Source organism: Fructilactobacillus sp. X3R5C2 (genome assembly GCF_059901175.1).
In genome coordinates this window covers 1-25,379 of sequence record NZ_JBWXVC010000004.1, presented here as the reverse complement: position 1 = coordinate 25,379, position 25,379 = coordinate 1, and the positions used below count along the sequence as shown (strand labels likewise).

The following is a 25,379-nucleotide window of genomic DNA, read 5'->3' as shown; positions in this document are numbered from 1 at the left end:
TATAATTTAAATTAGTTGGATATGTCAAATTAGTGAAGTACTACAGGAAGGTTTGAAAAATGAAAACAGACCGTACTTAGTTATTTTGATGCTACCAAACAGTAGATCGTTTCCCACGTTATAGGGACTAAAGAGGTAATGACAACATCGTTGCAAGTAAAGTGGTACCGCGTCCCGGCGTCTTTGCTAGCAAGGGTGTTTTTTATTTTTTATTATTATGGAGGATATCATGAAAAAGCTCAGCAGTAGTCAAGTTCGTCAAATGTTTCTTGATTTTTTCAAAGAGAAGGGTCATACCGTGGAACCAAGTGCCTCACTAGTCCCAAAGGATGATCCCACTTTACTTTGGATTAATTCTGGGGTTGCCACCATGAAAAAGTATTTTGATGGTTCAGAAGTTCCAAGTAATCCACGATTAACTAGTTCGCAGAAGAGTATTAGAACTAATGATATTGAGAACGTTGGTAAAACGGCAAGACACCAAACTCTGTTTGAGATGCTTGGTAATTTTTCGGTTGGTGATTATTTTAAAAAAGAAGTCATTCCATGGGCATATGAGTTATTGACTAGTCCGAAGTGGTTTGGATGGGATCCAAATAATTTATACGTCACCGTTTATCCTGATGACAAAGAAACAAAGGAATTATGGGAAAAGGTTGGGATTGCGCCTGATCATATTGTTGAAGCAAAGGACAATTTTTGGGACATTGGTCAGGGTCCCTCAGGTCCTGATTCGGAAATTTTTTATGATCGAGGTGAAAAGTACGATAACTTGGCACCTGATGATCCCGAAAATTATCCTGGCGGTGAAAACGAACGATATTTGGAAGTTTGGAATATTGTGTTTTCTCAGTTTAATCACACGCCTGAAGGAACCTATGAGCCACTTCCAAGAAAAAACATTGATACTGGAATGGGACTTGAACGGGTTGTATCAATTTTCCAAGATGCACCAACTAACTTTGAAACCGATTTATTTATGCCAATTATCAAGAAAACTGAGGAATTAAGTGATGGTAAGAAGTATGATGGTAATCGGAAAGATGACATCCCCTTTAAGGTCATTGCTGATCACATTCGGGCAATTACCTTTGCCATTGGTGATGGGGCCCTTCCCTCAAATGAAGGACGAGGTTATGTCATTAGACGCCTGATTAGACGGGCAACTGTTAATGGACACGAATTAGGTATTAATGATGCCTTTTTGTATAAACTAGTTCCCGTTGTTGGTCAAATCATGCAATCTTATTACCCCGATGTTCTTGAACAGAGTGGTTATATTAAAAAGATCGTTAAAAATGAGGAAGAGCGTTTTAACACCACGCTAAGCGATGGCTTGCAACTGCTTAATAACCTTATTTCTGAGACTAAGACCAATTCTAAAAAAGAAATTTCTGGTAAAGATGCCTTTAAACTCTACGATACTTATGGTTTTCCCCTTGAACTTACCGAGGAATATGCTGGTAATGAAGGGGTTAAAGTTGATGAAACTGGTTTTGATGTTGAAATGCAAAAGCAACAAGACCGGGCTAGAAACGCTCGTGGGTCGAAGAAATCGATGAAAGTTCAACGAGATTTGTTACTTGATATTAAAACTCCTAGTGAATACGTGGGATACGATCGACTAACCGTTGATGCTGCTAAACTTAATGATATTATTTTTGATGAAAAGCTGACAAATCAGATCACGCCGGACCAAAAAGAAGCTGAATTAATTTTCGATAAAACACCATTCTATGCTGAAATGGGTGGTCAAGTAGCCGATAGTGGTAAGATTTATAACCAAAATGGTGACGAAGTGGCTGAAGTTGAGGATGTCCAAAAAGCTCCAAATGGTCAAAATCTTCATACTGTTAAAATTACCGGTGATATGAAGAAAGGTGAGAAGTACGAGTTAGTTGTTGACCGCAATTTCCATGATCGGGTTGAGAATAACCATACGGCAACTCATCTATTAGATCAGTCACTAAGAAATGTTCTTGGTGGTCATACGCAACAAGCTGGCTCACTAGTTCGTCCTGATTATCTTCGTTTTGACTTTACCCATTTTGGTCAAGTCACTGACGTTGAACTGCAAAAAGTTGAGAACATGGTTAATCAAAAGATTTTTGCTGCCATTCCCGTTCAAACCGTTGTGACCGACCAAAAAACCGGAAAAGAAATGGGTGCTATTGCACTTTTTGACGCAAAGTATGGCGATGAAGTTCGAGTAGTAAAGATTGATGATTTTTCAATTGAGTTTTGCGGTGGCGATCATGTTAAAAATACCAGTCAGTTGGGATTATTTAAAATTGTCTCTGAGACCGGAGTTGGATCTGGAGTCAGAAGAATTGAAGCTGTTACCTCTAAAGATGCTTTTAATCTTTTAAATGATGAGGAACGAATGTTAAAGGAAATTGGAAAGACAGTTAAGTCGCCAACAACCGATGAAATTCCCGGCCGTGTTAAACAATTACAAGGTCAAATTAAGGATTTGGAAAGTCGACAAGAATCACTTGAAACTAAGCTAGCTAACCAGGAAGCCGTAGACATTTTTGATGATGTTCAAGACGTTAACGGAGTCACTTTGATTGCAGGACACTTAAAAAATGCTAATATGAGTCAACTAAGAGAATTAGCTGATACCTGGAGAGATAAAAACGCTTCAGACGTTCTTGTTCTTGGGACTGGTACTGATGACAAAGCTAATTTATTAGTTGCAGTTAGTGAGGATCAAGTGAAGGCTGGAATTAAAGCTGGTGATTTAATTAAATCAATTTCTAAAAATATCAGCGGTGGCGGAGGGGGTCGTCCTAACATGGCCCAAGCTGGTGGTAAAAATCCAGCTGGTATTGATGATGCTTTAAAAGCTGCCAAGACCTGGATTAAGGAACATAAGTAATAGTTGTTATTTGAAAATTAGTCGTGTATTATCTTTTTTGTAGGGGAGGGATCTATGATGGAGCACAAACAAGAAAACATTTCATTATTTAAAGACAAGTCGAATCTAGATATTCATAAGACGCTGGCGACTGTTTACCAAGCCTTAATTGAAAAGGGTTATGATCCTTATGTTCAATTAGTTGGTTATTTAACATCTGGCGATCCAGCATATCTTCCAAAATTGAATAATGCGCGGACGCTAATGTGTCATTACGATCGAGAAGAAATAATTGATGTGCTTTTACATTCATATTTGAAGGGTAGAACACCATCAATGGATGGGACGTCAGATTAGTGAGATTAATGGGATTAGATGTTGGATCGAGAACCGTTGGTGTAGCCATGAGCGATGCTTTAGGGTGGACATCTCAAGGAATCGAAATCGTTAAAATCAACGAAGATGAAAAAGAGTTTGGGTTAAAACGAATGAAGGAATTAATCCAGAAATATGATGTCAAAGGCGTTGTCATTGGACTACCTAAGAATATGAATAATACTTCTGGTCCAAGAGTAGAAGCTTCGAAAAATTATGGGGATTTGATAAAGAAAAATTTTAATCTGCCAGTTGATTTTGAAGATGAACGACTCACCACTGTTGAAGCTGAACGAATGCTGATTGAACAAGCTGATGTTTCAAGAGCAAAACGAAAAAAAGTTATTGATAAGGTTGCGGCTGAATTGATTTTACAGAGTTACCTTGATCGTAAAGGTAAGTTATGTAATTTCTAATTAGAAAAGAGGAACTAATATGAGTAAAGAAAACGAGAACAACCAACAAGAACAAGTTACGCTTGTCGATGAAGATGGAAAAGAAAGTTTGTATAATATTTTATTTACCTTCTCATCTGATGATTACAATCGTTCCTATATTTTTATTTATCCAGCAACAGATGATGATAACGATGAAGTAGATATTGAGGCTTATGCATTGCCAAAGGATGATGATCCTGCTAATCCAAGTGGTGGAGAATTAGAACCAATTGAAGATGACAATGAGTGGGAAATGGTTCAAGAAATGCTTGATACATTCCTGCAATCAGGACAAGATCAAAAATAATTAAATAATTAAGTGATGCTGGAAATCCAGCATCCTTTTTTTAATTAATTTAAATGATTTTCATGATAAAATGGAAGCATTGCGGGAGGTTTTACTTTGGCTGGTAAAAATAGATTTAAAACTAAAATTGGTGGGAAGGAATATACTTTTATTGGGGATGCTTCAGATGAACACATGGAGACAACTGCGCGTATCTTAAACAATCAGTTGGCACAGTTAAAAAACATCTCCAAGGGTGTAAGTGATGAAGATGCTGCCATTTTAATTGCGTTTAATGCAATTTCTGATCAATTAAAAAAACAATTAGAACTTGATAAGATTAACAATAAAGCGGAGGATGACGAAGACTAATGTTATTTACAATTATCATCATAATTATACTAATCTTTTCGATTGTCCATGGTTATCATCGTGGCCTGGTAAATGAGTTATTCAGCTTTATTAGTTATTTGATTGCTGCAATAATTGCGTTTGTTTATGTGATTCCGGTTGCTGATTTTTTAAGAACCGTCTCTAATATGATTTTAGCGACCCATGCTTACAGCAATACTGGCTTCTGGCGGGGACTATCATTTTTGATAACTTTTGTAGTAGTGGCGGTTATTTTAAGATGGGTTTCACATCTATTGAATCGAATTGTTTCTTTGCCAGTGTTAAGACAACTGAATTCACTCTTGGGTGCGGTTGTTGGCGTAATCATTAGTTTGTTAGTGATAATGTTAATACTTGATGGATTATTATTGACTAACAATAATTGGGTAAATACTGAATATCAAAATTCAACCGTCTCACAGATGATCACGATGGATTCTCCACACTTATTTAATCAAATGATAAATCGGTAAAATGGGATGAAAAAATGAACGAAAAAGTACTTGATACATTAGAATATAACAGAGTGAAGCAGTTGCTGGGTCAATTTCTAACTACTGAAAATGGATCAAGAGAATTAAAACAATTAAGGCCAAGTAGTGATTATGATGTAGTCTCTCACTCATTGGATGAGTCAGATGACGGCTCACATATTTATCGCCTAAACAAAATGATCCCAGTTCCTAGGTTAAATGACATTACTCCATACGTGAAACGATTAGCGGTTAATGCCGATTTAAACGGTACTGAGTTGGCTCAAGTTAGTGCGGTTTTACTTGCAAGTGTGCGGGTTAAAACTTTCTTTGATAATTTAGCGGATGATAAAATTGATTTGAACGTTTTGTACGATGAAGCCAAGAACTTTAATGATCTTCCGGAAGTTTCAAAACGACTTGAGACGTCAATTGACGAAGATGGACGAGTGTTAGATTCGGCATCTAATCAGTTGCGTTCTATTAGAAGAGAAATCGCGCGCTTAGAAGCTAATATCAAAACTACCATGAATAAGTTTATCCATGGCAAACAATCGAAATATTTGAGTGAGCCAATCATCACGGTTCGAGATGGTCGTTATGTTATTCCAGTTAAGGCAGAAGACAAACAAAAATTTGGTGGAATCGTTCATGATCAAAGTACAAGTGGATTGACTTTGTACATTGAACCTCAAAGTGTAGTCTCATCTAATAACGATCTGAGAAGATCACAACTAGATGAGCGCAAAGAGATTCATAAAATTTTGGGTGAATTATCCGACATGATTAGACCTTATCAAGAGGAACTCATGGAAAATGCTTCTAAATTAGGCCATTTTGACTTGATCAATGCTAAAGCCAAGTTTGCAGATCAGATGAATGCAACTAAGCCAAGTGTTTCAAGGGATAATCATGTTAATTTAAAAAATGTCAGGCATCCGTTAATTGACCAGCAAAAAGTTGTTGGAAATGATATTTCAATTGGATCTGATTTTCGACAAATTATTATTACTGGTCCGAACACGGGTGGTAAGACGATTACCATCAAAACGCTTGGGATAAATCAGTTAATGGCCCAATCTGGAATTTTTGTAATGGCAAATGAAGGTAGTCAAATTGGTGTTTTTGATAATGTGTTTGCTGACATTGGGGATGAACAGTCGATTGAGGCTAATCTTAGTACCTTCTCGTCTCATATGGATAATTTGATTGACATTTTAAAACACATTACTAAGAGAAGCTTAATTTTAATTGATGAACTAGGTGCTGGAACGGATCCTAAAGAAGGAGCTGCATTAGCTATGTCGATTCTAGATAAAATCAGTGAATCAGGTAGTGAAGTGTTGGCTACCACTCATTACCCAGAACTGAAAGTTTATGGATACAATCGGCCAGAAACGATCAACGCCTCAATGGAATTTGATGAGAAGACCCTTGAGCCAACCTATCGACTATTGATGGGGGTTCCAGGGCAAAGTAATGCTTTAAACATTGCTAAGCGACTGGGATTGGATGAGTCGATCATTTCTGAAGCTAGTTCACTAATGGATTCTAATAGTCAAGATATTAATAAAATGATTAAGCAACTAACAAAACAGACTAAAGCTGCCGATGAACGTGCCCGTAAACTCAAGGTGGAACTGGCAGATAATGAACAATTGCACGCTAGGTTAGACGAGCAACTCACTAAGTTTAATAATAATAAAGATACGATGGTTAATGATGCCAAGCGTCAGGCCAATCAAATTGTTTCAAAAACAAGACGAGAAGCTAACGAAATTATTAATCATCTTCATCACCTTCAACGTCAAAGTAAACAATCAGTCAAAGAAAATGAATTAATTGATGCTAAGGGAAAGATCAATTCTCTTGAACAGCACCCAGAACTTAAACATAATCGTGTTTTGAAACGAGAAAAAGCAAAGCATAACTTTAAAGAGGGTGATGACGTACTGGTTAAGTCTTATGGGCAAAGGGGTGTTCTGCTTAATAAGATTGGTAGAGATAATTGGGAAGTGCAACTTGGAATTTTAAAGATGAAAGTTTCCGAGTCTGACCTTGAAAAGGTTCAAAAAGAGACTTCAAAGCCGAAAAAGCACACGCCTAGTGTGCGGCGAACGCGTTCAAGTGGGATTTCACCAACCCTTGATTTACGTGGTGAAAGATATGAATCAGCCATGCAACAACTAGATCGTTACATTGATTCCGCTCTTTTGGCTGGTTATCCGTCCGTTACCATTATTCATGGGAAGGGAACCGGGGCTCTACGTAAGGGAGTCATAAATTATCTAAAACGCAATCGCCGCGTTAAGGAATTTGGTTTTTCACCAGCAAATGCTGGTGGGGACGGCTCAACTGTTGTCAAGTTTAAGTAGATTGTATGCAACTTAGTTGCATTTGAATCAATACGTGTTTATACTTACTCATAGTAAGAAGTTAAGGAGGCAAATGTTATGGTTAATGAAACTAATGATGCAAACTTTAAAGAAGACACTGCCGATGGGATTTCAGTTGTTGATTTTTGGGCACCATGGTGTGGCCCATGTAAGATGCAATCACCAGTAGTTGAAGACTTGTCTGAGGATCCTGAAGTAGCAGATAAGGTTAAATTCTTTAAAATGAATGTTGATGATAATCCAAATACTTCACGTGAATTTGGAATTATGAGTATTCCAACTTTGATGGTGCTTAAGGATGGCAAGGTTATCGACCAAATTGTCGGCTTTCATTCAAAGGATCAGTTAAAGAAATTGTTGTCTGCATATACAGCATAAAAAAAGAGCCAAATGGCTCTTTTTTATTTTGCGATGATAATTGGTTTAAAATCACTAGGATTGTTGACCGGAGCATTGGGATCAGAAACAACTATAAAGTTCACACTGTTTAATTTAATGGTTGCTTCGCATTCGGTTGCGATTTGATCGATCTGCTGTTTCGTTTGTGCTAAAAAGCCAGCTTCAAGCATAAAATCGGGATCCTTGTTCAGCTTTAATCTGGTTTCGACTTCTGGTCCAGCTAATTTCCAGTTGATTTTTTTGAGACTTTCCTTTTTAAGTTCTAGATTACCAAACTGACTTTGTTTAAAGAATACTTGAAGATCATCATTTGATGCTAGTGGGAACTTAGTGGCAAGATCCTTGCCAGCCCAGTATAAGATGTCGTGAATATCTTGATCCAACAAATCTGGTAAAAGACTATCTCTTAAAAGTTCGATTCCCCAAAAGGGTGAATCAGAATGTTCTTTGCGAAACTTTTCGTATTTATTCATATCAGAGTCCTCTTCCAAAAAGATACTTTACAAATAACATTTTATCATAGAACACCGTGAAATAAAGGAGAAAGGCAACTTGAACTAAATTTAAAAAAACGCCATAATTAGATTTGAAGTTAATAGGAGGGATAATATGAAATCATCACCAGTAGCTTATATGGATTCTGGAATTGGTGGAATGACAGTTGCAAAAGTGGCACTTTCAAAATTACCACATGAAAACATGATTTATCTTGGAGACGAAGCACGACTTCCTTACGGCGAAAAAACCGCAGATGAGGTTCGCAAGTACTCAGCTGAGATCGGGAGTTTTTTTGTTGATCAAGGCGCTAAGATGATGGTGATTGCTTGTAATACTGCCACGGCAGCAGCTCTTTCGTATTTAAGAAAGATCCTTCCAATTCCCGTGATTGGAGTTATTGAACCGGGAAGCTTAGCTGCAGTTAAAAAAACTAAAAATCAAAAAATTGGTGTGATTGCAACCAAGGGCACGGTTACTAGTCACTCTTATCGAGATACCATTAAAGGCATTGATTCTAATATCACTGTGAAAGAAGTGGCGTGTCCAGATTTTATTCCACTTGTTGAGAGTGGTGATTATCAAAGTTCGACTGCTAAGAAAACGATTATTGACGGTTTGAAACCGTTTAAGGATAGTGGCATTGATACATTAGTGTTAGGTTGTACTCACTTTCCAATTATTGCGGACTTAATTGCGGATGTGATGGGTCCCGATGTTACTTTGGTTAATCCTGGGTATGAAACGGTTAATGCTGTTAAAAATGAATTAAAACAAAAGGGTGAACTAGCAAACGTGGAATCGGCTAGTGATTGTTTTTACACCACTGCCGATGTTGAAAGATTTGATAAAGTGGGTAAAAACTGGTTGCATACTGATATTGATGCTAAGTTGATTCCTGTTAAACAATTGGAGAAATACTGATGAAAAATAATCAAATTGTTCTTGCCTCAAAAAATCCTGGTAAAATCAATGAGTTTTCGGAGATGCTTTCAAAATTAGGCTTAACCGTGAAATCAATTAATGATTTTGAAGATGTTCCACCGATTGATGAGAATGGTTCAACCTTTGAAGAGAATGCAAGTATTAAAGCCAGGGTCGTCTCTGACTACTTAAATTTGCCGGTGTTAGCTGATGATTCAGGTTTGGTGGTTAATGCTTTAGGTGGAGCGCCCGGAGTTCACTCAGCGCGTTATGCTGGCAATCATAATGATGAGGCTAATAAAGCTAAATTGTTAAAGAACATGGCGGGTCAAAAGGATCGTTCCGCCCATTTTAATACAACACTGATTGTGAGAAGACCGGATGGTAAACAACTAGTGGTGGTGGGAAGAGTTAACGGTCAGATTGTAGAAACTCCAAAAGGGACAAATGGATTTGGTTATGATCCTCTCTTTTATCTTCCTGACGTTGGTAAAACTTTGGCGGAGTTAACGGACGCCCAAAAGAATCACTACAGTGCTCGTGGCAGTGCTTTGCGTAAGTTAACTAGTGTAATTGAAGATTGGTGGTAAAAAAGAGCCTATCACGATTAGTGATAGGCTCTTTTTTAGTTTGTGCTTTGTGGTGGTTCTGGCACCACTAAAGGTGAAAGTGGGAGATTAATTCCGGCCTTATTAATAGCAGTCAGGTATGCTCCTAGATATTCAGCGTTAACGTCGAATTCACGTTCATTCTTAGTGTGTAAGAAAACGGAGATTGCAAGCGAGCCATCTTGTAAGAAGTTAGTCCCGAAGATGACTGGTTTACCAACAATGTCAGGGTCATTGGGACACTTTTCTTCGTTAACTTTAGCAATGATATCTTCGACCTTGTGGATTGGGGTTTCAGGAGTAATTCGAATATTGATGATGGTCATCATTTCTCCACGGGAAAGGTTGGAAACGGTGGTGATGCTACGATTAGGGATGAAATTTAAAGTTCCATTGATACTTGTGATTTGAGTCGTGCGAAGTCCAACGGCTTTAACGTACCCCTCAATATTGTTAATAATAACGCGTTCCCCCACGTCGATTTGATGTTCAGCTAGGATAAAAAAGCCACTAACAATATCACTGACGAATCCTTGTGCTCCAAGTCCAATTGCTAAACTGAAGATTCCGGCTCCTGCGAGTAACGTTCCAACTGGGATTCCAATCATTGACAATAGGGAATATAACCAGAAGAAAACGACGGTGTAGTAGTAAATGTTGGTGGTAAGGGTGTACATCGTTTTATTTCGTCTGGCAGCAATGGGTTCTGACGTTCCGGTTATTTTTGGCAATTTATCTTGTTTTTGCGAGATATCATTTTGACGTTTGTTAAAATAGTGTTTAATAAATTTTCTTCCAATTCTTATTATAATTAAGAATAAAATTGAAACTAAGATAATGCTGATAATCTTGGTAGTAAGATTAGAGAATATTTTAGCCCAGTCAAAACTTCTAAAATACTTAGTTAAAAACGATGGATTTGCTACGTTTTCAACGGATCCTGATTTAAGGGCCGATGAAGCGTTAGCTCCGTTAGCCACTAATTGGATAAATATGTTCATAATGTCCTCCACTCCTAATTCTTCGATTATCAACATTTTAACAGAGACGAGACCCAAATAAAATTAAGCTTTTTAAATTGTCATATGGGTTAGATAATGCTATTCTAAATGGAGAAGAAGCCATTAGGAGGATAATTAAATGGGGATTGGTGAGTTAGCAGCGCTAATTGCTGCAATTGCTTTTTTAGTATTAGTTGTATTTTTATGCTTGTTTTTGGTCCGTTTATCAAAAACGGTTAAAGACTTAAGTGAAAATGTTGATAGTCTTACTAATGATGCAAATCATATTAGCAAAGAGTGTGAGCAGATTATGGTGATTTCAAATACATTGTTAAATAATGTTAACTCAAAGTTGGATCAAGTCGACCCAGTTTTTCAGGCTGCTGCTGATTTAGGTGTTAGTGTTTCAGATTTAAATGAAGCAACTAGAACTGCAACTGAAAAAGTTAGATCGAAGAGTGGTTTGTTAGCTAAGACTTCGGCTTTAACTTTTGCTGGTAAAATGATTGGTAGATTGTTCTCCAAACGCAACAAAAATTCTGAAGGAACAAATTAAGGGGTGGATTGGTTATGAATTTTAAAAAGGGAATGCTTTTAGGATCAGTAATCGGTGGAACTGCTGCATTTATAGCATACAAATTATTAGATGAATCGAGAAAGCGTGAGATCAAAGACTTTCTTCTTGATACCACTGAAGATGTTAAAGATCGTGCGCTAGATTACGTCTATTACGCAAATGATACTGCTGAAGACCTTAAGGATCTTGCTTCAGATAAGATGGATGATGCTAAAGACTCAGTGCAAAAAGTAAATGAATCACTGGGGGATAAGTTATCTGATTTGCAAGAGGCTGTTAATTCATTAAGGGCGAACGTTGAGGAACATCCTGCTCCTAGAAATGAATTAGATGATCTTGCTAAAGAAAAAGAATCTGATGACATTGTGATTGATCCTGATGATGCCTTTAGTGATCAAGATCGAGCAGAAACAATTTATCCAATTCACGAACATCACGAAAAGTAATTTATTTACCCAAATCGGACGGTAGTCCGGTTTTTTTTGCCTCAAAATGTAACCGATTTCACTTGAATGAGTTCTTTTACTTTGATATATTTATAATAATTAATGGTCTAGTAGTACATAATAGGAGAAACCAAATTTGAAAAAACAAAATGTGACAATTTATGATGTAGCTCGTGAAGCCAATGTTTCAATGGCAACTGTCTCAAGGGTAGTAAATGGGAATCAGAATGTGAAAGATGCTACCAAACAAAAGGTTTTGAGTGTCATTGATAAACTTGACTATCGACCTAACGCAGTTGCTAGGGGACTAGCAAGCAAAAAGTCAACGACGGTTGGAGTTATTATCCCCAATGTTACCAATACCTATTTTGCTTCGCTTGCACGCGGGATTGACGATATAGCAACGATGTATAAGTACAATATTATCTTGACTAATTCGGATGGGAACAATCAGCGTGAACTCACTTCAATGAATACATTGCAAGCCAAGCAAGTTGATGGAATTGTATTTATGGGAAATGAAATTTCTGATGAACTTCGGACTGAATTTAAAAAGTCACACGCCCCAGTTGTTTTGGCAGGTTCAGTTGATGCTAGTGGTAAGATTCCTAGTGTGAACATTGATTATCGCCAAGCCGTGTATTCCGAGGTTACCCATTTGATTAGTAACGGGAACGATCGTATTGCTTTTATCTCCGGACCCTTAAACCGATCGATTAATAAAGATTTCAGGTTAAAAGGGTATAAAGACGCGCTTTCAGATGCTGGAATTCCGTTTGAGAAAGCATTATTATTTGAGACCGATGTAAGCTATTCTGGTGGATATGCTTTAAGAGAGCAACTAAAAAAGAATGAAGTAACTGCGGCAATTGTTACCGATGATGATATGGCTGCTGGGGTGATGAACTCAATGACCGATGACGGTGTCAGTGTCCCCGGGGAATTTGAACTGGCCACTAGTAATGATACTAAACTGACTGAGATGACTAGACCAACTATGTCAACTATTACTCAGCCGCTTTATGATGTTGGAGCTGTTGCCATGCGACTCTTAACCAAGTTGATGAATAATGAAGAAATTGATGAAAACAAGGTCTTTTTACCCTTTGGATTAAAGAAGCGTGAATCGACCAAATAGAACTATGCTTGATACTAGGGCCACCAATTGATATAATTGTAGAGTTAATATGTTTAAAGAGAGAGGAGTTGTGATCATGTCAGGACATTCAAAGTGGCATAACATTCAAGGACGAAAGAACGCCCAAGATGCTAAGCGTGGAAAGATTTTCCAGAAGATCTCACGTAACTTATATCAAGCTGCAAAAGCTGGTGGAAGTGATCCCGAAGGAAATCCTCAATTAAGACTAGAAATGGAAAAAGCTCGTGAAGCAAACATGCCAAAAGATAACGTTCAACGAGCAATTGACAAGGCTTCAGGAGTTGGTGGAGCTAAATTTGAAGAAGTAACATATGAAGGTTATGGACCTGGTGGAACTGCCGTTATGGTTTCTGCTTTAACCGATAATAAAAACCGAACCGCTGCTGCTATTCGTTCAGCTTTCACTCACCATGGTGGTTCCCTTGGAACTGACGGATCGGTCTCATATATGTTTGACCGAAAGGGTCTTATTACGATTTCAAAGTCAGATACTGATGACGACGAGGATAGTATGTTGATGGCAGCGTTGGATGCTGGTGCTGATGATATGAAATCAACGGATGATGAGTATCAAATTCTTACTGATCCTGCTAGCATGGCTAGTGTTCGTGATGCATTACAAGATGCAGGATACAAATTGGATGCCGAAGTTAAGTTGATTCCACAGAATACGACAGAAGTTCCTTCAGATAAAGTTGAACAGTACAGTGGTCTAATTGATGAATTAGAAGATAACGACGATGTTCAAGATGTTTATGAAGCTGCCGTATTACCTAATCAAGCTAAATAATTAAATTAGTTTATAAAAGATGCAATCTTTAATTAGATTGCATCTTTTTTTCGTATTTAGTTATGAAGGATGTGATTAAAGTGAAAGTGACACAATGGTTGAACAATATTATGGAATTTGCAGTTCAACGACAAGCTTCGGATGTTTTTATTTTACCTAAGGAAAAAGACTATTGTATCAAAGTTCATACGGCCGTTCGGACGATTCAAATTACGGATTTGAGCAAAGACATGGCTAAAAAAGTCATTTCATATTGTAAATATCAAAGTGGGATGTCGGTTACGGATAATCGCAGGCCCCAATTAGGATCGATGGACTATGTAATCAAAGGTCAAAAATTACGTTTACGATTGTCATCGGTGGGTAATTTCAGTCAAGATGAATCAATGGTAATTAGGATTATCTATGACAGTAATCATGTCGATAGTGGCTTTTTTTATGCTGATCAAATTCAAAAGATCGAGTCCTCTTGTAAAAAACGTGGTTTACTTTTGTTTGCTGGTCCTACTGGTTCTGGTAAGACGACCACGATTTATCGAATCGTTAGAAGCATTAGTAAAAATCAGATCGTGATGACAATTGAAGATCCAGTTGAAATTTATGAAGAAAATTTTTTACAACTTGAGGTTAATGATCGGGCCCAAATGACTTACGCTGATTTACTTAAAGTGGGATTAAGACAACGTCCTGATGTTTTTATAATTGGTGAGATTCGTGATCATCAAACGGCCGAAGTGGCAATCTCAGCGGCTCTATCGGGACATTTAGTGCTAAGCACAGTTCATGCAAGGTCTCCTGAAGGAACAATTCAAAGATTGCTAGAGCTCGGGGTTGATTATGAAAGAATCAAATCAGCTTTGAATTTAGTGGTGTATCAACGATTAATACCAACCGTTTCAAAGAAGACTGAGACTCTTATGACTATTAAAGATAAATTTGGTGATCATGCGCTGTTAAAAGACGATATGAGTGATTGGAAGAATCGAATTGATGAGCTTTCGAGGAAAGGAATAATTAGTGAAAAAGTTAAAGATGAATACTATTACGGGTAAATGTGTTTCCCTTAAACAACAGTCATTCTTGTTCTCAACCTTGGGAGACCTTTTATCGATGGGATTTTCTATCCAACAAAGCTTGAAGTTTATTAAAGTGGTGTCAACAAAAAATCAGAAAATAGTTACTAGGATCATGCAAAGTTTGGCGGACGGGAATTCGCTGCCAGAATCGATGAGATTCTTTTTGAGTGAATCAATTTATTACCAATTAGAAATTGCCGATAAACATGGAGATTTGATTAATGAGATGAAAGAGGTCGGGGAGTTCTTAAAGTTAAGAATTGCTCAAAATGAAAAGATTAAGGGAGTTGTAATTTATCCAGCATTTTTGTTTGTGGTCTTGTTTAGTATTATTTTTGCAGTTAGGTTTTTGATCATGCCCCAAACTGCTGATTTAACCGGTAAATCAGCTTCTAATGGAAGTCATTTTATTCAATATGTCGTTTATGGATTAATATTCATGGCGCTTGTGGCGGGAATTTTTGGTTATCAAAGTTTTAAAAATAAAAAGTGTATTGATCGAATTAATTTGTTGGTAAAGATCCCATTACTTGGTTCATTGTTTAAGTCATATTACCAATATTTTGTGACCTCCAACTTTGCGCTAATGATCAAAGGAGGATTGGACTTAAAACAAGTTGTTTTTAGTTTATTAAAATTTGATCATCAGAGTCTTCTATATGATGTTGGGAAGACCATGCAAGATGGTTTTAACAATGGACTTAGTTTTGGATCAAGTTTAGCTCATTATTCCTTTGTTTCCGAGGAAATGATTGTATTTCTATCAAATGGAAGTACTCAGTCTGAATTAGCCCAAAATTTAAAAGCTTTAAGTCAGCTCAGCTTTAAAGACATGATCAAAAAGTCGAATTTACTGATTAAGTTAATCCAGCCGATTTCATTTGCGGTGATCGGCATCCTAATTGTGGGTGCTTACTTGCAGATGTTACTGCCAATGTATAACTCAATGAAAGGAATTTACTAATGAAGAGAAAAGGATTCACACTAATTGAAATGACAATTGTCTTATTCATTATCTCGCTACTGGTTCTAATTATTATTCCGAACTTAAGCAATCAAAAGGATCACGCCAAAAAAATTCATGGATCGGCGATGGTGTCGGTTATTCAAACTCAAATCGATGCTTATGAAGACGAAAAGCATGACGGAAATATAACCATTAACAAGTTAGTTAGAAGCCATTATTTAACGAGTAAGCAGGCTAAACAAGCTCAAGTGGAAAGAGTGGTCGTAGTAAAAAATCATGCCGTTCAAAGATAATCAAGAGGGTTTTACGTTAGTGGAAAGTCTCCTCGTTTTGTTTGTAACATCCCTTATTTTAGGGATCACATTGGTTGCCGGGAACTATTTGGGATTTTTTGAGGGTAAAGAGGAACGCTTTTTTCAAACTTTAGATTCAGGGTGGAACGACGCGTTACTAGAGTCACAGAATAGTCATCATTCAACGGACGTATTGTTTTATCCAGATGATGAAGTGGTGTTTGCTAAGTGTGGCAAATCGAAACAAAAAGATAAGATAATTAGGATGCCAAAGGGATTAAGCGTTAAAAGTTACCATGATATTGAGATCAAAAGTGATGGATACGTTAAACCGCAAACAATTCGATGGTATTCGCAGAACCAAAGGAAAACGATTTTACAAAAAATTCAACTTGGATGGGGTGCATATCATCTTGAGACTATTAAGTAAAATTAGATTAGGGTTCACGTTGATTGACTCTTTAGTTGGTCTAATTCTGATTTGCAGCGGTGTGGTCTTTTATTTAAACGTTAATGATTTTGAATATCATTGCTTAAGAAAAAGTCAGTATGAAACACATCAGGTTAGGATGAACTATGAACGTGAATTACTTAAAAAATATAAATGATCGAGCCGGTTTTTCGTTGATTGAGTCCATTTGTTCACTTTTGTTGGTCTCGTTGGCGTTTAGCTTGATTATGATTACTAGTCAATTAGTTCAAAAGGAAAAGTGGAGTGATAATCAGGGAACCTTTTATCGTTATCTTGATGTGATTGAATCACCTGATTATCAGTTTAAGATGATTAAAGTCACTAAAGATGCCATTAAATTAAAGAGTAAGAAGGAAAATAAGGAATATATAATGGAACATTATCATGACATGGTTCGATTGCGTGGAGTAAATGGTGGACATATTCCAATCATATTAAACGTTAGTAAGGCATCTTGGTCATTACATCATCATATATTAACTAGTCAAATTAGAATTAATGGGGTCAATTATGAAGCCAAAAGTCACCTGTAAGAGAAGCGGGAGTTTAACGTTAGTTGCAATTTTGTTTTTAACTTTTTTGTCTGGAATAGTTGTTTATCGTTACCAAAAGATTAATTTTCAAATTCAAAATAATCATATTCGAACCGCAAAATATCAAAGACTAACGAAAGAATTGAATAATTCTAATAGATAAATGAGAAATCTTGAATAATATGCGTGAATTCTGGTAATATTAACCCTAGATATATAAGAAGAGGGGTTGATATTCTGTCTGAGAAAGAATCAATATCATTGTTTCAAGTTTTTGATCAATCCAGTAAAGTCTTGAGTCAGGCGTTAGGTACTTCGTATCTAGACGCTTTCATCGAAACCGCCGATAATATGATTGATAACAATACCGTTCGGGTCGAGGATGGTATTCCGAAATCCAACGTTGTTGATGAACTGACTAAGTTGTATCAAACGGTTGACTATAAAAAGATGGATAATGAATCGATTAGACGTGCTATTCAAATGGTTATGATCAAAGCTACTAAAGAAGATAAGATTCAGGCAAATCATCAAATAACTCCTGATACAATCGCTTACATCATGGGATACATAGTTACGCGGATTTATGAACACAAGTCTAGCGTGAGCATCCTTGATCCAGCAGTTGGAACTGGGAATTTACTTACAGCGGTCATGAATCAGCTACACGATTCACTTCATGATACTGTTAAGGGATATGGAATCGATAATGATGATTCAATGATTTCAATTGCTAGTATTAGTTCTGAAATGCAAGATTTAGATGTTGAACTAATTCAGCAGGATAGTATTGAATATCTGTTGGTTCCTAAGGTTGATTTAGTTGTCTCTGATCTCCCAGTTGGTTATTATCCAATTGATGAAAAGACAAAAAGTTATGCGACGCGGTCACAATCTGGTCATTCATATGTTCATCATTTATTGATTGAGCAGTCAATGAATTACTTAAAGCCTGCTGGATTTGGAGTGTTCCTAGTTCCAAGCAATCTTTTTGAAACGAGTGAAGCAAAGGGACTTTTGAAGTGGTTTCAAGATTCGGTTTATTTACAGGGAGTACTGAATTTACCCCAAGAGTTGTTTGGGGATAAAAGTGCTCAAAAAGCCATTTTAATTTTGCAGAATCGTGGTGGAGATAGTCACCAAGTTCAAAAAGTGATGTTAGGAGAGTTTCCTTCGTTTAAGGATACGACTGCCTTTCAAAAGTTCATGGCTGAGATTGTTGATTGGGAAGAAAACGATTTATTGAAGAAATAGTTGAAATTAAGGAGATTACTCATGGGTAAGATTATTGCAATTAATGCTGGTAGTTCGACTTTAAAGTTTAAGTTGTTTAAAATGCCAGAAGAAGAAGTTCTTGGAGAAGGTTTAATTGAAAGGATTGGCTTACCAAAATCACATGTTGAAATTAAATATGATGATGGGAAGAAATTTGAGGAAACATTAGATGTTAAGGATCATGAACAAGCAATCCAAATTTTGTTAGATCAATTACTCGATCTTGATATTATCAAGGACTATAACGAAATTACCGGAGTTGGACATCGAGTCGTTGCCGGGGGAGAATATTTCGATCAATCGGTAATCATTACTCCTGAAGTTCTCAAAAAGATCGAAAGTTTGGATGAATTGGCACCCTTGCATGAGCCAGCCAATGTTTTAGGAATTAAGGCATTTGAAAAGGTGCTTCCAAACGTGACTAGCGTTGCCGTCTTTGATACATCATTTCATCAAACCATCCCCGAGAAAAATTATCTGTACAGTCTTCCTTATGAGTACTACGAAAAATATACGGCTCGTAAATATGGATTCCACGGGATTAGTTATCGCTATGTCTCTCAAAGAGCAGCTGAGTTAATGGGTAAACCCGTAGAAGATTTAAAGATGATTATCATGCATTTAGGTGCGGGTGCCTCAATCTGTGCCGTTAAGAACGGTAAGTCCTATGACACATCGATGGGATTTACCCCAGTTACTGGTTTAACCATGGCTACGCGTTCAGGTGATGTTGATCCTTCTCTTTTGGCCTATGTTATGGAAAAAGAAGGAATGACAGATATCAACGATATGATTAAAGTCTTAAATACTAAGTCTGGATTACTTGGTATTTCGGGCGTCTCTGCTGATATGCGTGAGGTTGAGGCTGCTCAAAAGACTAATCATCGTGCTAGAATTGCTCGGCAGATCTATGTTAATCGAATTGTTAGATACATTGGATCCTACCTAGCTGAACTTGGTGGTGCTGATGCAATCGTGTTCACTGCTGGAGTTGGTGAAAATAGTATTACCGTTAGACAAGAAGTTACTGACCAATTGTCATACTTCGGGATTGGCGTTGATAAAGAAAAGAACAATGTGCGTGGGGTGGTTAGAGATTTGAGTGCTGATGGCTCAAAGATTAAGACCCTTTTGGTACCAACCAACGAAGAATTGATGATTGCCCTTGATGTTCAGCGACTTGAAAAGGAAAAGAAAGCAAGTAAATAACCTAAAAGAAATCTTGGTAAATCCAAGATTTCTTTTTTATGTCATTGATTTAACCTTTTTTGAAATTTTGGTAGTTTTTCTTACAAAATATCTGTATAATTTCCATAAAAAGTAGCAAACAGCTTCACGTATCCGTGTATAATGTAGGCATACGTAAAGAAAGGATGTTTTTGTTGGAAAAAAATACAAATAATGAAAACCAAATGTCACGTGGACTTAAAAGTCGTCACGTTCAATTAATGGCACTAGGCGGGACCATTGGAACCGGATTGTTTTTAGGAGCTGGTCAATCAATTCATTTGGCTGGTCCATCCATTATCATTGCATATATAATTGCTGGAGTTGCTTGCTTTTTCTTAATGAGAGCACTTGGTGAATTACTACTTTCAAATACGAATAGTGTTTCGTTCATTGAATTTATTAATAAGTACCTAGGAGAAAAAACTGGTTTTGTGGCAGGCTGGACCTACTGGTTTTGCTGGATTGCCATTGCAATGGCAGAAGTAACCGCTGCTGGTCTATACATGAAGTTTTGGTTTCCTGACCTGCCACAGTGGGTAACTGCTGCCTTCTTAATTTTGATTTTATTCTTGTTGAACTCAATCACCGTGTCTGCTTTTGGTGAAACCGAATTCTGGTTTGCATTGATTAAAGTGGTGGCCATTGTGGCGTTAATCATTATTGGAATTGTTTTGGTTTTGATGCATTACAAGACAAGTGTTGGTTATGCACAGGTGTCTAATTTGTATTCTGATGGCTTTTTTGCCCATGGTGCATCGGGATTTGTCCTTTCTTTTCAAATGGTTCTTTTTAGTTTTGCAGGAATTGAAATGATTGGGATGACTGCTTCAGAGACCCAAGATCCGCAGAGAATCATTCCTAAATGTATTAATGAAGTCCCAACTAGAATCATTATTTTTTATGTTGGTTCGTTATTGGCTCTGATGTGTATTTTTCCTTGGCAGTACATTTCAGCAAATTCGAGTCCTTTTGTCCAAGTGTTTTCAAACATTGGAGTTAAGTCAGCAGCTGCTATTATTAACTTCGTGGTCTTGACCGCTGCAGCCTCTTCTTGTAATAGTGCTATTTTTACTACCGGTAGAATGTTATTTTCTCTAACCGACAAGAGCCAAAATAAATTTGCAAAGAAGCTTGGAACGCTTTCAAAAAGGCACATTCCTGCAAATGCAATTTTGTTTTCAACGATTGTGATTGCTATTTCAGTGTTGTTAAACATTTTGATGCCAGACGGTGTTTTTGAATTAGTTTCAAGTATCGCTACCACTTGTTTCTTGTTTGTTTGGTCTTTAATTGTTATTACACACTATGAATATCGCAAGTCACTTAACCAAGAACAGACAAACAAACTTACCTTCAAGATGCCATTTTTCCCATATTCTGACTTTTTCGTTGTTGGATTTATGGTCTTCGTTGCTTTTGTTTTAATTTTCAAAATGCAAACATTGATCGCATTAATTGGATCGGTTGTTTGGCTTCTTGTTCTATATGGATTTAAAGTTTTAAATGATAAAAGAAGAGAAAACAAAGAAGTCGATGATTAAAGTCATCGACTTTTTGATTATAGTTATTGATGGATGTTAAAATAGAAATTAGCGATAGTTACAGAAAACATTTTGAGGAAGTAATTTTATGGATGATAAAGTAGCAATTCTGCATACCAATGATCTTCATTCTCATTTTGAAAATTGGCCCAAGATCAGAAGATTTATGAAACTAAGAACAAAACAATTGGAAAAGCAGGGTTATCGAGTGTTTAAAGTTGATGACGGTGACGCCATTGACCGATCAAACGCGCTGACTGATGCTACTACTGGTAAGGCCAACATTGAATTGATGAATTCGGTTGGTTATGATGCTGCCACAATTGGAAATAATGAAGCACTAACAATGTCACATGACGAACTGGCGCATCTTTATGATGATGCCAATTTTCCCGTTGTTTTGGATAATGTGATTGATGAAAGAACTGGTCAACTTCCAAAATGGGCGATCCCGTATCGTGATTTTAAGCTAAAAAATGATGTTCGGGTCCGTTTTATGGGCTTAACGGCACCTTATCCCACGTACCAATACATGGATTGGAATTCACTTCCAATTAAAAGTACTATTGAGCGTTGCTTGAATGATTGGAAAAGGCAATATGACGTTCTGATTTTGCTTTCCCACTTAGGGATTAGCAATGATCGAAGAATTGCGAAAGCATTTCCTGATATCAATATTATTGTTGGGGGCCACACTCATCATTTGTTAGTTCATGGTGAAATGGTTAATCAAACCATGTTAACCGCGGCTGAGAAATGGGGCCACTACGTCGGTGAAATTACTTTTGACGTTAACGCTGAAAAAAGAGTAGAGAACGTTAAGGCACGTGTATATAAAACGTCTGAAATGGAAACCGATGTGCAAGATGCAGAGGAGATTGAGCGTCTTGAAGATCGCGGTGAGAGAATTTTAGCAAGTAGTAAGGTTGCTGACATTCCTCATACAATGACAACGTCACTAACTGATGATAATGAACTGGTTGACTTGGGACTAAAGGCCATTGAAGCTAAAGCTGGGACGACTGCTGCCGTTTTGAACACGGGTTTGTTTTTAGGTGATTTAAAAAAGGGAATTGTTGACAAAAACGAACTCCATAAATTATTACCACATTCAATTCACGTTATGAAAAGTCAATTTTATGGTTATAACTTGTGGGAAATGATTATGGAAATGGAAAAGAACAAGGACTTTTTAGTTCGTTTTGAGCAAAAAGGAATGGGTTTTCGGGGAAAATATTTTGGAAGGCTCATTTATGATGGGATTCGATACGACACTAATAAAAAGCAGTTATTCTATCATAATCAACTAGTAGAACCCGATAAAAAATACACGATTGCTTTGATTGATCATTATAGTTTTATTCCGTTTTTCCCGGCGATTAGCATTGTGGGTAAAAATAACATTTTTTATGGTGAAACTTTGCGGGATGTTTTTGGTGATTATCTAGCAAAGAAGTTTCCGATCGAGGGGAAGTAAAATGGATCACAACGAAATTGAGAGTTTGATTGAAACAAGGAATGATGAGAGAGATTCCTTGGCTACTATTAAGCAGGTTGATGAAACAACTTTAAGCATTAATGGCCACGTGTACGTTCTTGAAGCTAATATTAGAAATGCTTTTGATTTAGGTGAATTTGCCAATAAATTTAATCCCATTTTGACACGTTTTGATTACATTGTTGGTGACTGGGGATATAATCAGTTACGGCTAAAGGGTTTTTATGCTGACTTTAGAAATGTTAGTAAGGGTTTACGTCATGCGGCAATTCCAGATTATATTATTGAGGATGCCAATTTTGGTTCTAATTACTTTGTCTTACACAATTTGGAAGCCGAAAAGGAAAAGAATCAAAGCCATAAAACTAGTAGAAAAAGACAACGTGCTGGTGGAAAAAATAGAAAAGCAGGAACTGCAAGCAAGCATAATGCTAATCAGACGTCAAATAATAATTTTAAATCAAAACATTTTAGAGATGGCAAGCGTAGCTTTACCATTAGACAGAAATAGGTGAAATCTTGATGAAGAGTTATAAGGGATATTTAATTGATTTGGATGGAACCGTTTATCAAGGAAAAAAGCGAATCCCAGCGGCTAAGCGTTTTATTGAGAGACTCCAGAAAAATCACATTCCTTTTTTATTTGTTACGAATAATTCAACCAAGACTCCAAGTGAGGTGGTCCATAATTTGGCACTTAATCACGATATTCATGTTACAAATGACAACGTTTATACTTCGGGGATGGCTACAGCTGCTTTTGTTAGTGAGGATGCGAAGTCGCATGATGATAAAGCCAGAACGGCGTACGTTATTGGAGAAAATGGATTAAAGGAATCCATGGAGAAAATGGGTTTCAATATTTTTACAGATAATCCAGAGTATGTAGTGGTTGGTCTTGATCGTGACTTGACGTATGAAAAATTAGCACGAGCAGTGCTGGGGATTGCCCACGGAGCTAAATTTGTTGGAACTAATCCAGATGCGAGAATTCCAAGCGAATATGGGATGCTGCCAAGTGCTGGTTCAATTATCGACTCAGTTCGGTATGCTTCAGGGGTTGAGCCGGTGATGATTGGCAAACCCAAGACCTTAATTGTTAGAAAAGCTTTAGATCAATTGAATTTAAGCAAAGCAGACGTAATCATGGTAGGCGATAATTATGACACTGATATTATGGCCGGCATTAACGATGGAGTAGATACTTTGCTGACTTATACTGGTGTGTCTACCAGGGAACAGGTAAAAAAGAAAGAAGTTCAACCTACTTATGAGGTAAATAGCTTAGATGAATGGAATACTTTATAGTTTGAAAGATTTAGTAGTATTTGTTTTAATACTACTTTTTTTAATAACATTTGCCGTTTTTTTTGTTATCAATGCTAGTTGGCTTTATTATGTTGCATTTTCCGTGTTGAATTTAACTAATCAATTTCATGTTTCAAGTGGATTATTAATGAGTAATTTTTATAAAATGATTGGTTTCATTCAGAATCCATTTGCGTCTAAATTAAGTTTGGACCAGTTTCCAATTTCGGCAAATGGAATGGTACATTTTAACAATGTAAGAGCGTTGGTATTAACTAATAATTTGGTATTGTTAATTGTATCCATGGTTTTACTTGTCATTATGATTCGTTTCCTTTACTTTAAGAAGTTATGGAAGTTTCAGTTGCTTTCAGAGATGACGATTTTATTTATAATTTTTTTTGGAGTCTTTTGTGTTTTGGATTTTCAAGATGTTTTTATTTATTTCCATGATGTTCTTTTTAGAAATCAGGATTGGGTTTTTACGCCAAAGAAAGATCCAATCATTAACGTATTGCCGAATCAATATTTTTTAATGTGCTTTTTGTTGTTTTTTTTAATTATTCTTTTGGGATTATCTTTTATAATTTGGATTGGTAAAAGACAACTAAAAAAAGAGTCTGTCTAGAAGATTAAGATCTAATAGACAGGCTCTTTTTGTTTGAAACCTATTTCGATGTAGAAATCTTGCTTTTTAGATATCCAATTAAAGCTGGAATTAGTGAAATTACGATAATCAAAATGATTACTAGTGAAAAGTGTTCTTGAACGAATGGAATATTTCCGAAGAAATACCCGGCTCCACAACAAATCAGTACCCAACTGATACAAGCAATGAGGTTGTATTTAAGGAATTTTTTATAGCTGAAATCTGTGCCAGCGGCTACAAATGGGGCAAAGGTTCTGATAATTGGCATGAATCTAGCCAAAAATATGGCAATTGCACCGTATTTATCGAAGAATTCACGTGCACGAGTTAGATCTTCTTCCTTGATAAATTTACCAAAAAAGTGGTGTTCAGTTAGTGCGTTTCCAACTTTTCTTCCAATAAAGAAGTTAAGGGAGTCTCCACCGGCAGATGCTAAGAAGAAGATAATGATGAATATCCAGATACTAAGATGATAATTGGAGTTAGCAGATAGGGCAGCGGCTGCAAATAAAAGTGAATCTCCAGGAAGGAAAGGTAAAATGACCGCTCCAGTTTCAATAAATATGATTGCAAATAAGATTAAGTATGTCCAATCGCCAAACATGTTTACGATCGTGATTAAGTGATGATCAATGTGTAATATAAAGTCAATTAAAAATTTAAAAAAATCCATGTTTTTCCTCTTTTTATATAAGTCATTAACTATTTAAGTGTATCAATAAAATGAGGATTTTTGAATTTAATTTTTTCTTATTTAAATTAATTTGGGTTTATTTAAAAAAAGTATTGACGTTAACTGTGATAGATAGTATAGTATTAGTTGTCGTCAAGTGCGGCATATCAATTTGGTTAAAATTAGTCAAACTTTTCTATTGACAATAAATTAACCACATGGTATATTATTACATGCGGCGTTGA

At 36.6% G+C, this 25,379-nt stretch carries 29 protein-coding genes; 26 read left to right on the top strand and 3 right to left on the bottom strand.

Annotated elements, in window-relative coordinates:
* The first annotated feature begins 229 nt into the window (after positions 1-229).
* From alaS to trxA, 8 genes are all read left to right on the top strand, one after another.
* Positions 230-2,881, top strand: a complete 2,652-nt coding sequence (gene alaS / locus AC6UD4_RS04935) for an alanine--tRNA ligase (protein ID WP_500694393.1) — start codon at positions 230-232, stop codon at positions 2,879-2,881.
* A gap of 57 nt (positions 2,882-2,938) precedes the next feature.
* Positions 2,939-3,217 (top strand): IreB family regulatory phosphoprotein, encoded by a 279-nt coding sequence (locus tag AC6UD4_RS04930; RefSeq protein WP_500694394.1) that lies wholly within the window; start codon positions 2,939-2,941, stop codon positions 3,215-3,217.
* Between the two features lie 8 nt (positions 3,218-3,225).
* Positions 3,226-3,651 carry a Holliday junction resolvase RuvX gene (gene ruvX, locus AC6UD4_RS04925; protein WP_500694427.1) on the top strand — a complete coding sequence of 142 codons (426 nt, stop codon included), beginning with the start codon at positions 3,226-3,228 and terminating at the stop codon, positions 3,649-3,651.
* Between the two features lie 19 nt (positions 3,652-3,670).
* Complete coding sequence (locus tag AC6UD4_RS04920) at positions 3,671-3,979, top strand: DUF1292 domain-containing protein (RefSeq protein ID WP_500694395.1); 309 nt, start codon at positions 3,671-3,673, stop codon at positions 3,977-3,979.
* A gap of 96 nt (positions 3,980-4,075) precedes the next feature.
* Positions 4,076-4,330, top strand: coding sequence for a cell division protein ZapA (locus tag AC6UD4_RS04915; RefSeq protein ID WP_500694396.1), 255 nt, complete (start codon positions 4,076-4,078; stop codon positions 4,328-4,330).
* Complete coding sequence (locus tag AC6UD4_RS04910; RefSeq protein WP_500694397.1) at positions 4,330-4,824, top strand: CvpA family protein; 495 nt, start codon at positions 4,330-4,332, stop codon at positions 4,822-4,824. Before AC6UD4_RS04915 ends, AC6UD4_RS04910 begins: the two co-directional genes overlap by 1 nt.
* Positions 4,825-4,838: 14 nt before the next feature.
* Positions 4,839-7,199 (top strand): endonuclease MutS2, encoded by a 2,361-nt coding sequence (locus tag AC6UD4_RS04905; protein ID WP_500694398.1) that lies wholly within the window; start codon positions 4,839-4,841, stop codon positions 7,197-7,199.
* A gap of 78 nt (positions 7,200-7,277) precedes the next feature.
* Positions 7,278-7,598, top strand: a complete 321-nt coding sequence (trxA, locus tag AC6UD4_RS04900) for a thioredoxin (RefSeq protein ID WP_500694399.1) — start codon at positions 7,278-7,280, stop codon at positions 7,596-7,598.
* Between the two features lie 23 nt (positions 7,599-7,621).
* Here the strand turns inward: trxA and AC6UD4_RS04895 are convergent, their stop codons facing one another.
* Positions 7,622-8,092 carry a YslB family protein gene (locus AC6UD4_RS04895; protein WP_500694400.1) on the bottom strand — a complete coding sequence of 157 codons (471 nt, stop codon included), beginning with the start codon at positions 8,090-8,092 and terminating at the stop codon, positions 7,622-7,624.
* A gap of 136 nt (positions 8,093-8,228) precedes the next feature.
* Between AC6UD4_RS04895 and murI the strand changes: the two genes are divergently transcribed.
* Together murI and AC6UD4_RS04885 are read left to right on the top strand one after the other, a co-directional pair.
* A complete protein-coding gene (murI, locus tag AC6UD4_RS04890) occupies positions 8,229-9,038 on the top strand; it encodes a glutamate racemase (RefSeq protein WP_500694401.1) in 810 nt (269 codons plus the stop codon).
* Positions 9,038-9,628 (top strand): XTP/dITP diphosphatase, encoded by a 591-nt coding sequence (locus AC6UD4_RS04885; protein ID WP_500694402.1) that lies wholly within the window; start codon positions 9,038-9,040, stop codon positions 9,626-9,628. Before murI ends, AC6UD4_RS04885 begins: the two co-directional genes overlap by 1 nt.
* A 35-nt stretch (positions 9,629-9,663) precedes the next feature.
* Here the strand turns inward: AC6UD4_RS04885 and AC6UD4_RS04880 are convergent, their stop codons facing one another.
* The gene (locus tag AC6UD4_RS04880; RefSeq protein WP_500694403.1) at positions 9,664-10,647 is read right to left on the bottom strand and encodes a mechanosensitive ion channel family protein; all 984 of its coding nucleotides are present in this window, start codon (positions 10,645-10,647) and stop codon (positions 9,664-9,666) included.
* Between the two features lie 139 nt (positions 10,648-10,786).
* Between AC6UD4_RS04880 and AC6UD4_RS04875 the strand changes: the two genes are divergently transcribed.
* The 16 genes from AC6UD4_RS04875 to AC6UD4_RS04800 all read left to right on the top strand — a co-directional run bounded on the left by AC6UD4_RS04875 (position 10,787) and on the right by AC6UD4_RS04800 (position 24,440).
* A complete protein-coding gene (locus AC6UD4_RS04875) occupies positions 10,787-11,203 on the top strand; it encodes a DUF948 domain-containing protein (RefSeq protein WP_500694404.1) in 417 nt (138 codons plus the stop codon).
* 14 nt (positions 11,204-11,217) lie between these two features.
* Positions 11,218-11,670 carry a YtxH domain-containing protein gene (locus tag AC6UD4_RS04870; protein ID WP_500694405.1) on the top strand — a complete coding sequence of 151 codons (453 nt, stop codon included), beginning with the start codon at positions 11,218-11,220 and terminating at the stop codon, positions 11,668-11,670.
* A 136-nt stretch (positions 11,671-11,806) separates the two neighbouring features.
* Entirely contained in the window at positions 11,807-12,808 is a 1,002-nt protein-coding gene (ccpA, locus tag AC6UD4_RS04865) for a catabolite control protein A (RefSeq protein WP_500694406.1), read from the top strand.
* Between the two features lie 76 nt (positions 12,809-12,884).
* A complete protein-coding gene (locus AC6UD4_RS04860; RefSeq protein WP_500694428.1) occupies positions 12,885-13,619 on the top strand; it encodes a YebC/PmpR family DNA-binding transcriptional regulator in 735 nt (244 codons plus the stop codon).
* An 80-nt stretch (positions 13,620-13,699) separates the two neighbouring features.
* Positions 13,700-14,671: a competence type IV pilus ATPase ComGA gene (comGA, locus tag AC6UD4_RS04855; protein WP_500694407.1), complete on the top strand. Its 972-nt coding sequence runs from the start codon at positions 13,700-13,702 to the stop codon at positions 14,669-14,671.
* A complete protein-coding gene (gene comGB / locus AC6UD4_RS04850; protein WP_500694429.1) occupies positions 14,652-15,659 on the top strand; it encodes a competence type IV pilus assembly protein ComGB in 1,008 nt (335 codons plus the stop codon). Before comGA ends, comGB begins: the two co-directional genes overlap by 20 nt.
* A complete protein-coding gene (gene comGC / locus AC6UD4_RS04845; RefSeq protein WP_500694408.1) occupies positions 15,659-15,955 on the top strand; it encodes a competence type IV pilus major pilin ComGC in 297 nt (98 codons plus the stop codon). Before comGB ends, comGC begins: the two co-directional genes overlap by 1 nt.
* Positions 15,939-16,385: a prepilin-type N-terminal cleavage/methylation domain-containing protein gene (locus AC6UD4_RS04840; protein ID WP_500694409.1), complete on the top strand. Its 447-nt coding sequence runs from the start codon at positions 15,939-15,941 to the stop codon at positions 16,383-16,385. The genes comGC and AC6UD4_RS04840 overlap by 17 nt, the downstream gene beginning before the upstream one ends.
* Before the next feature lie 152 nt (positions 16,386-16,537).
* The gene (locus tag AC6UD4_RS04835; RefSeq protein ID WP_500694410.1) at positions 16,538-16,960 is read left to right on the top strand and encodes a competence type IV pilus minor pilin ComGF; all 423 of its coding nucleotides are present in this window, start codon (positions 16,538-16,540) and stop codon (positions 16,958-16,960) included.
* Between the two features lie 261 nt (positions 16,961-17,221).
* On the top strand, positions 17,222-18,214 hold the full coding sequence (locus tag AC6UD4_RS04830; protein WP_500694430.1) for a class I SAM-dependent methyltransferase: 993 nt from the start codon (positions 17,222-17,224) through the stop codon (positions 18,212-18,214).
* 21 nt (positions 18,215-18,235) lie between these two features.
* Positions 18,236-19,444: an acetate/propionate family kinase gene (locus AC6UD4_RS04825; RefSeq protein WP_500694411.1), complete on the top strand. Its 1,209-nt coding sequence runs from the start codon at positions 18,236-18,238 to the stop codon at positions 19,442-19,444.
* A gap of 203 nt (positions 19,445-19,647) precedes the next feature.
* Positions 19,648-21,006: an amino acid permease gene (locus AC6UD4_RS04820; RefSeq protein ID WP_500701380.1), complete on the top strand. Its 1,359-nt coding sequence runs from the start codon at positions 19,648-19,650 to the stop codon at positions 21,004-21,006.
* An 88-nt stretch (positions 21,007-21,094) separates the two neighbouring features.
* Positions 21,095-22,483, top strand: a complete 1,389-nt coding sequence (locus tag AC6UD4_RS04815; RefSeq protein ID WP_500694413.1) for a bifunctional metallophosphatase/5'-nucleotidase — start codon at positions 21,095-21,097, stop codon at positions 22,481-22,483.
* 1 nt (position 22,484) lies between these two features.
* The gene (locus tag AC6UD4_RS04810; RefSeq protein WP_500694414.1) at positions 22,485-23,015 is read left to right on the top strand and encodes a YutD family protein; all 531 of its coding nucleotides are present in this window, start codon (positions 22,485-22,487) and stop codon (positions 23,013-23,015) included.
* Between the two features lie 11 nt (positions 23,016-23,026).
* On the top strand, positions 23,027-23,812 hold the full coding sequence (locus AC6UD4_RS04805; protein WP_500694415.1) for a TIGR01457 family HAD-type hydrolase: 786 nt from the start codon (positions 23,027-23,029) through the stop codon (positions 23,810-23,812).
* Entirely contained in the window at positions 23,793-24,440 is a 648-nt protein-coding gene (locus AC6UD4_RS04800) for a TIGR01906 family membrane protein (protein WP_500694416.1), read from the top strand. The genes AC6UD4_RS04805 and AC6UD4_RS04800 overlap by 20 nt, the downstream gene beginning before the upstream one ends.
* 40 nt (positions 24,441-24,480) lie before the next feature.
* Here the strand turns inward: AC6UD4_RS04800 and AC6UD4_RS04795 are convergent, their stop codons facing one another.
* Positions 24,481-25,134 (bottom strand): VTT domain-containing protein, encoded by a 654-nt coding sequence (locus tag AC6UD4_RS04795; protein ID WP_500694417.1) that lies wholly within the window; start codon positions 25,132-25,134, stop codon positions 24,481-24,483.
* Between the last annotated feature and the right edge of the window lie 245 nt (positions 25,135-25,379).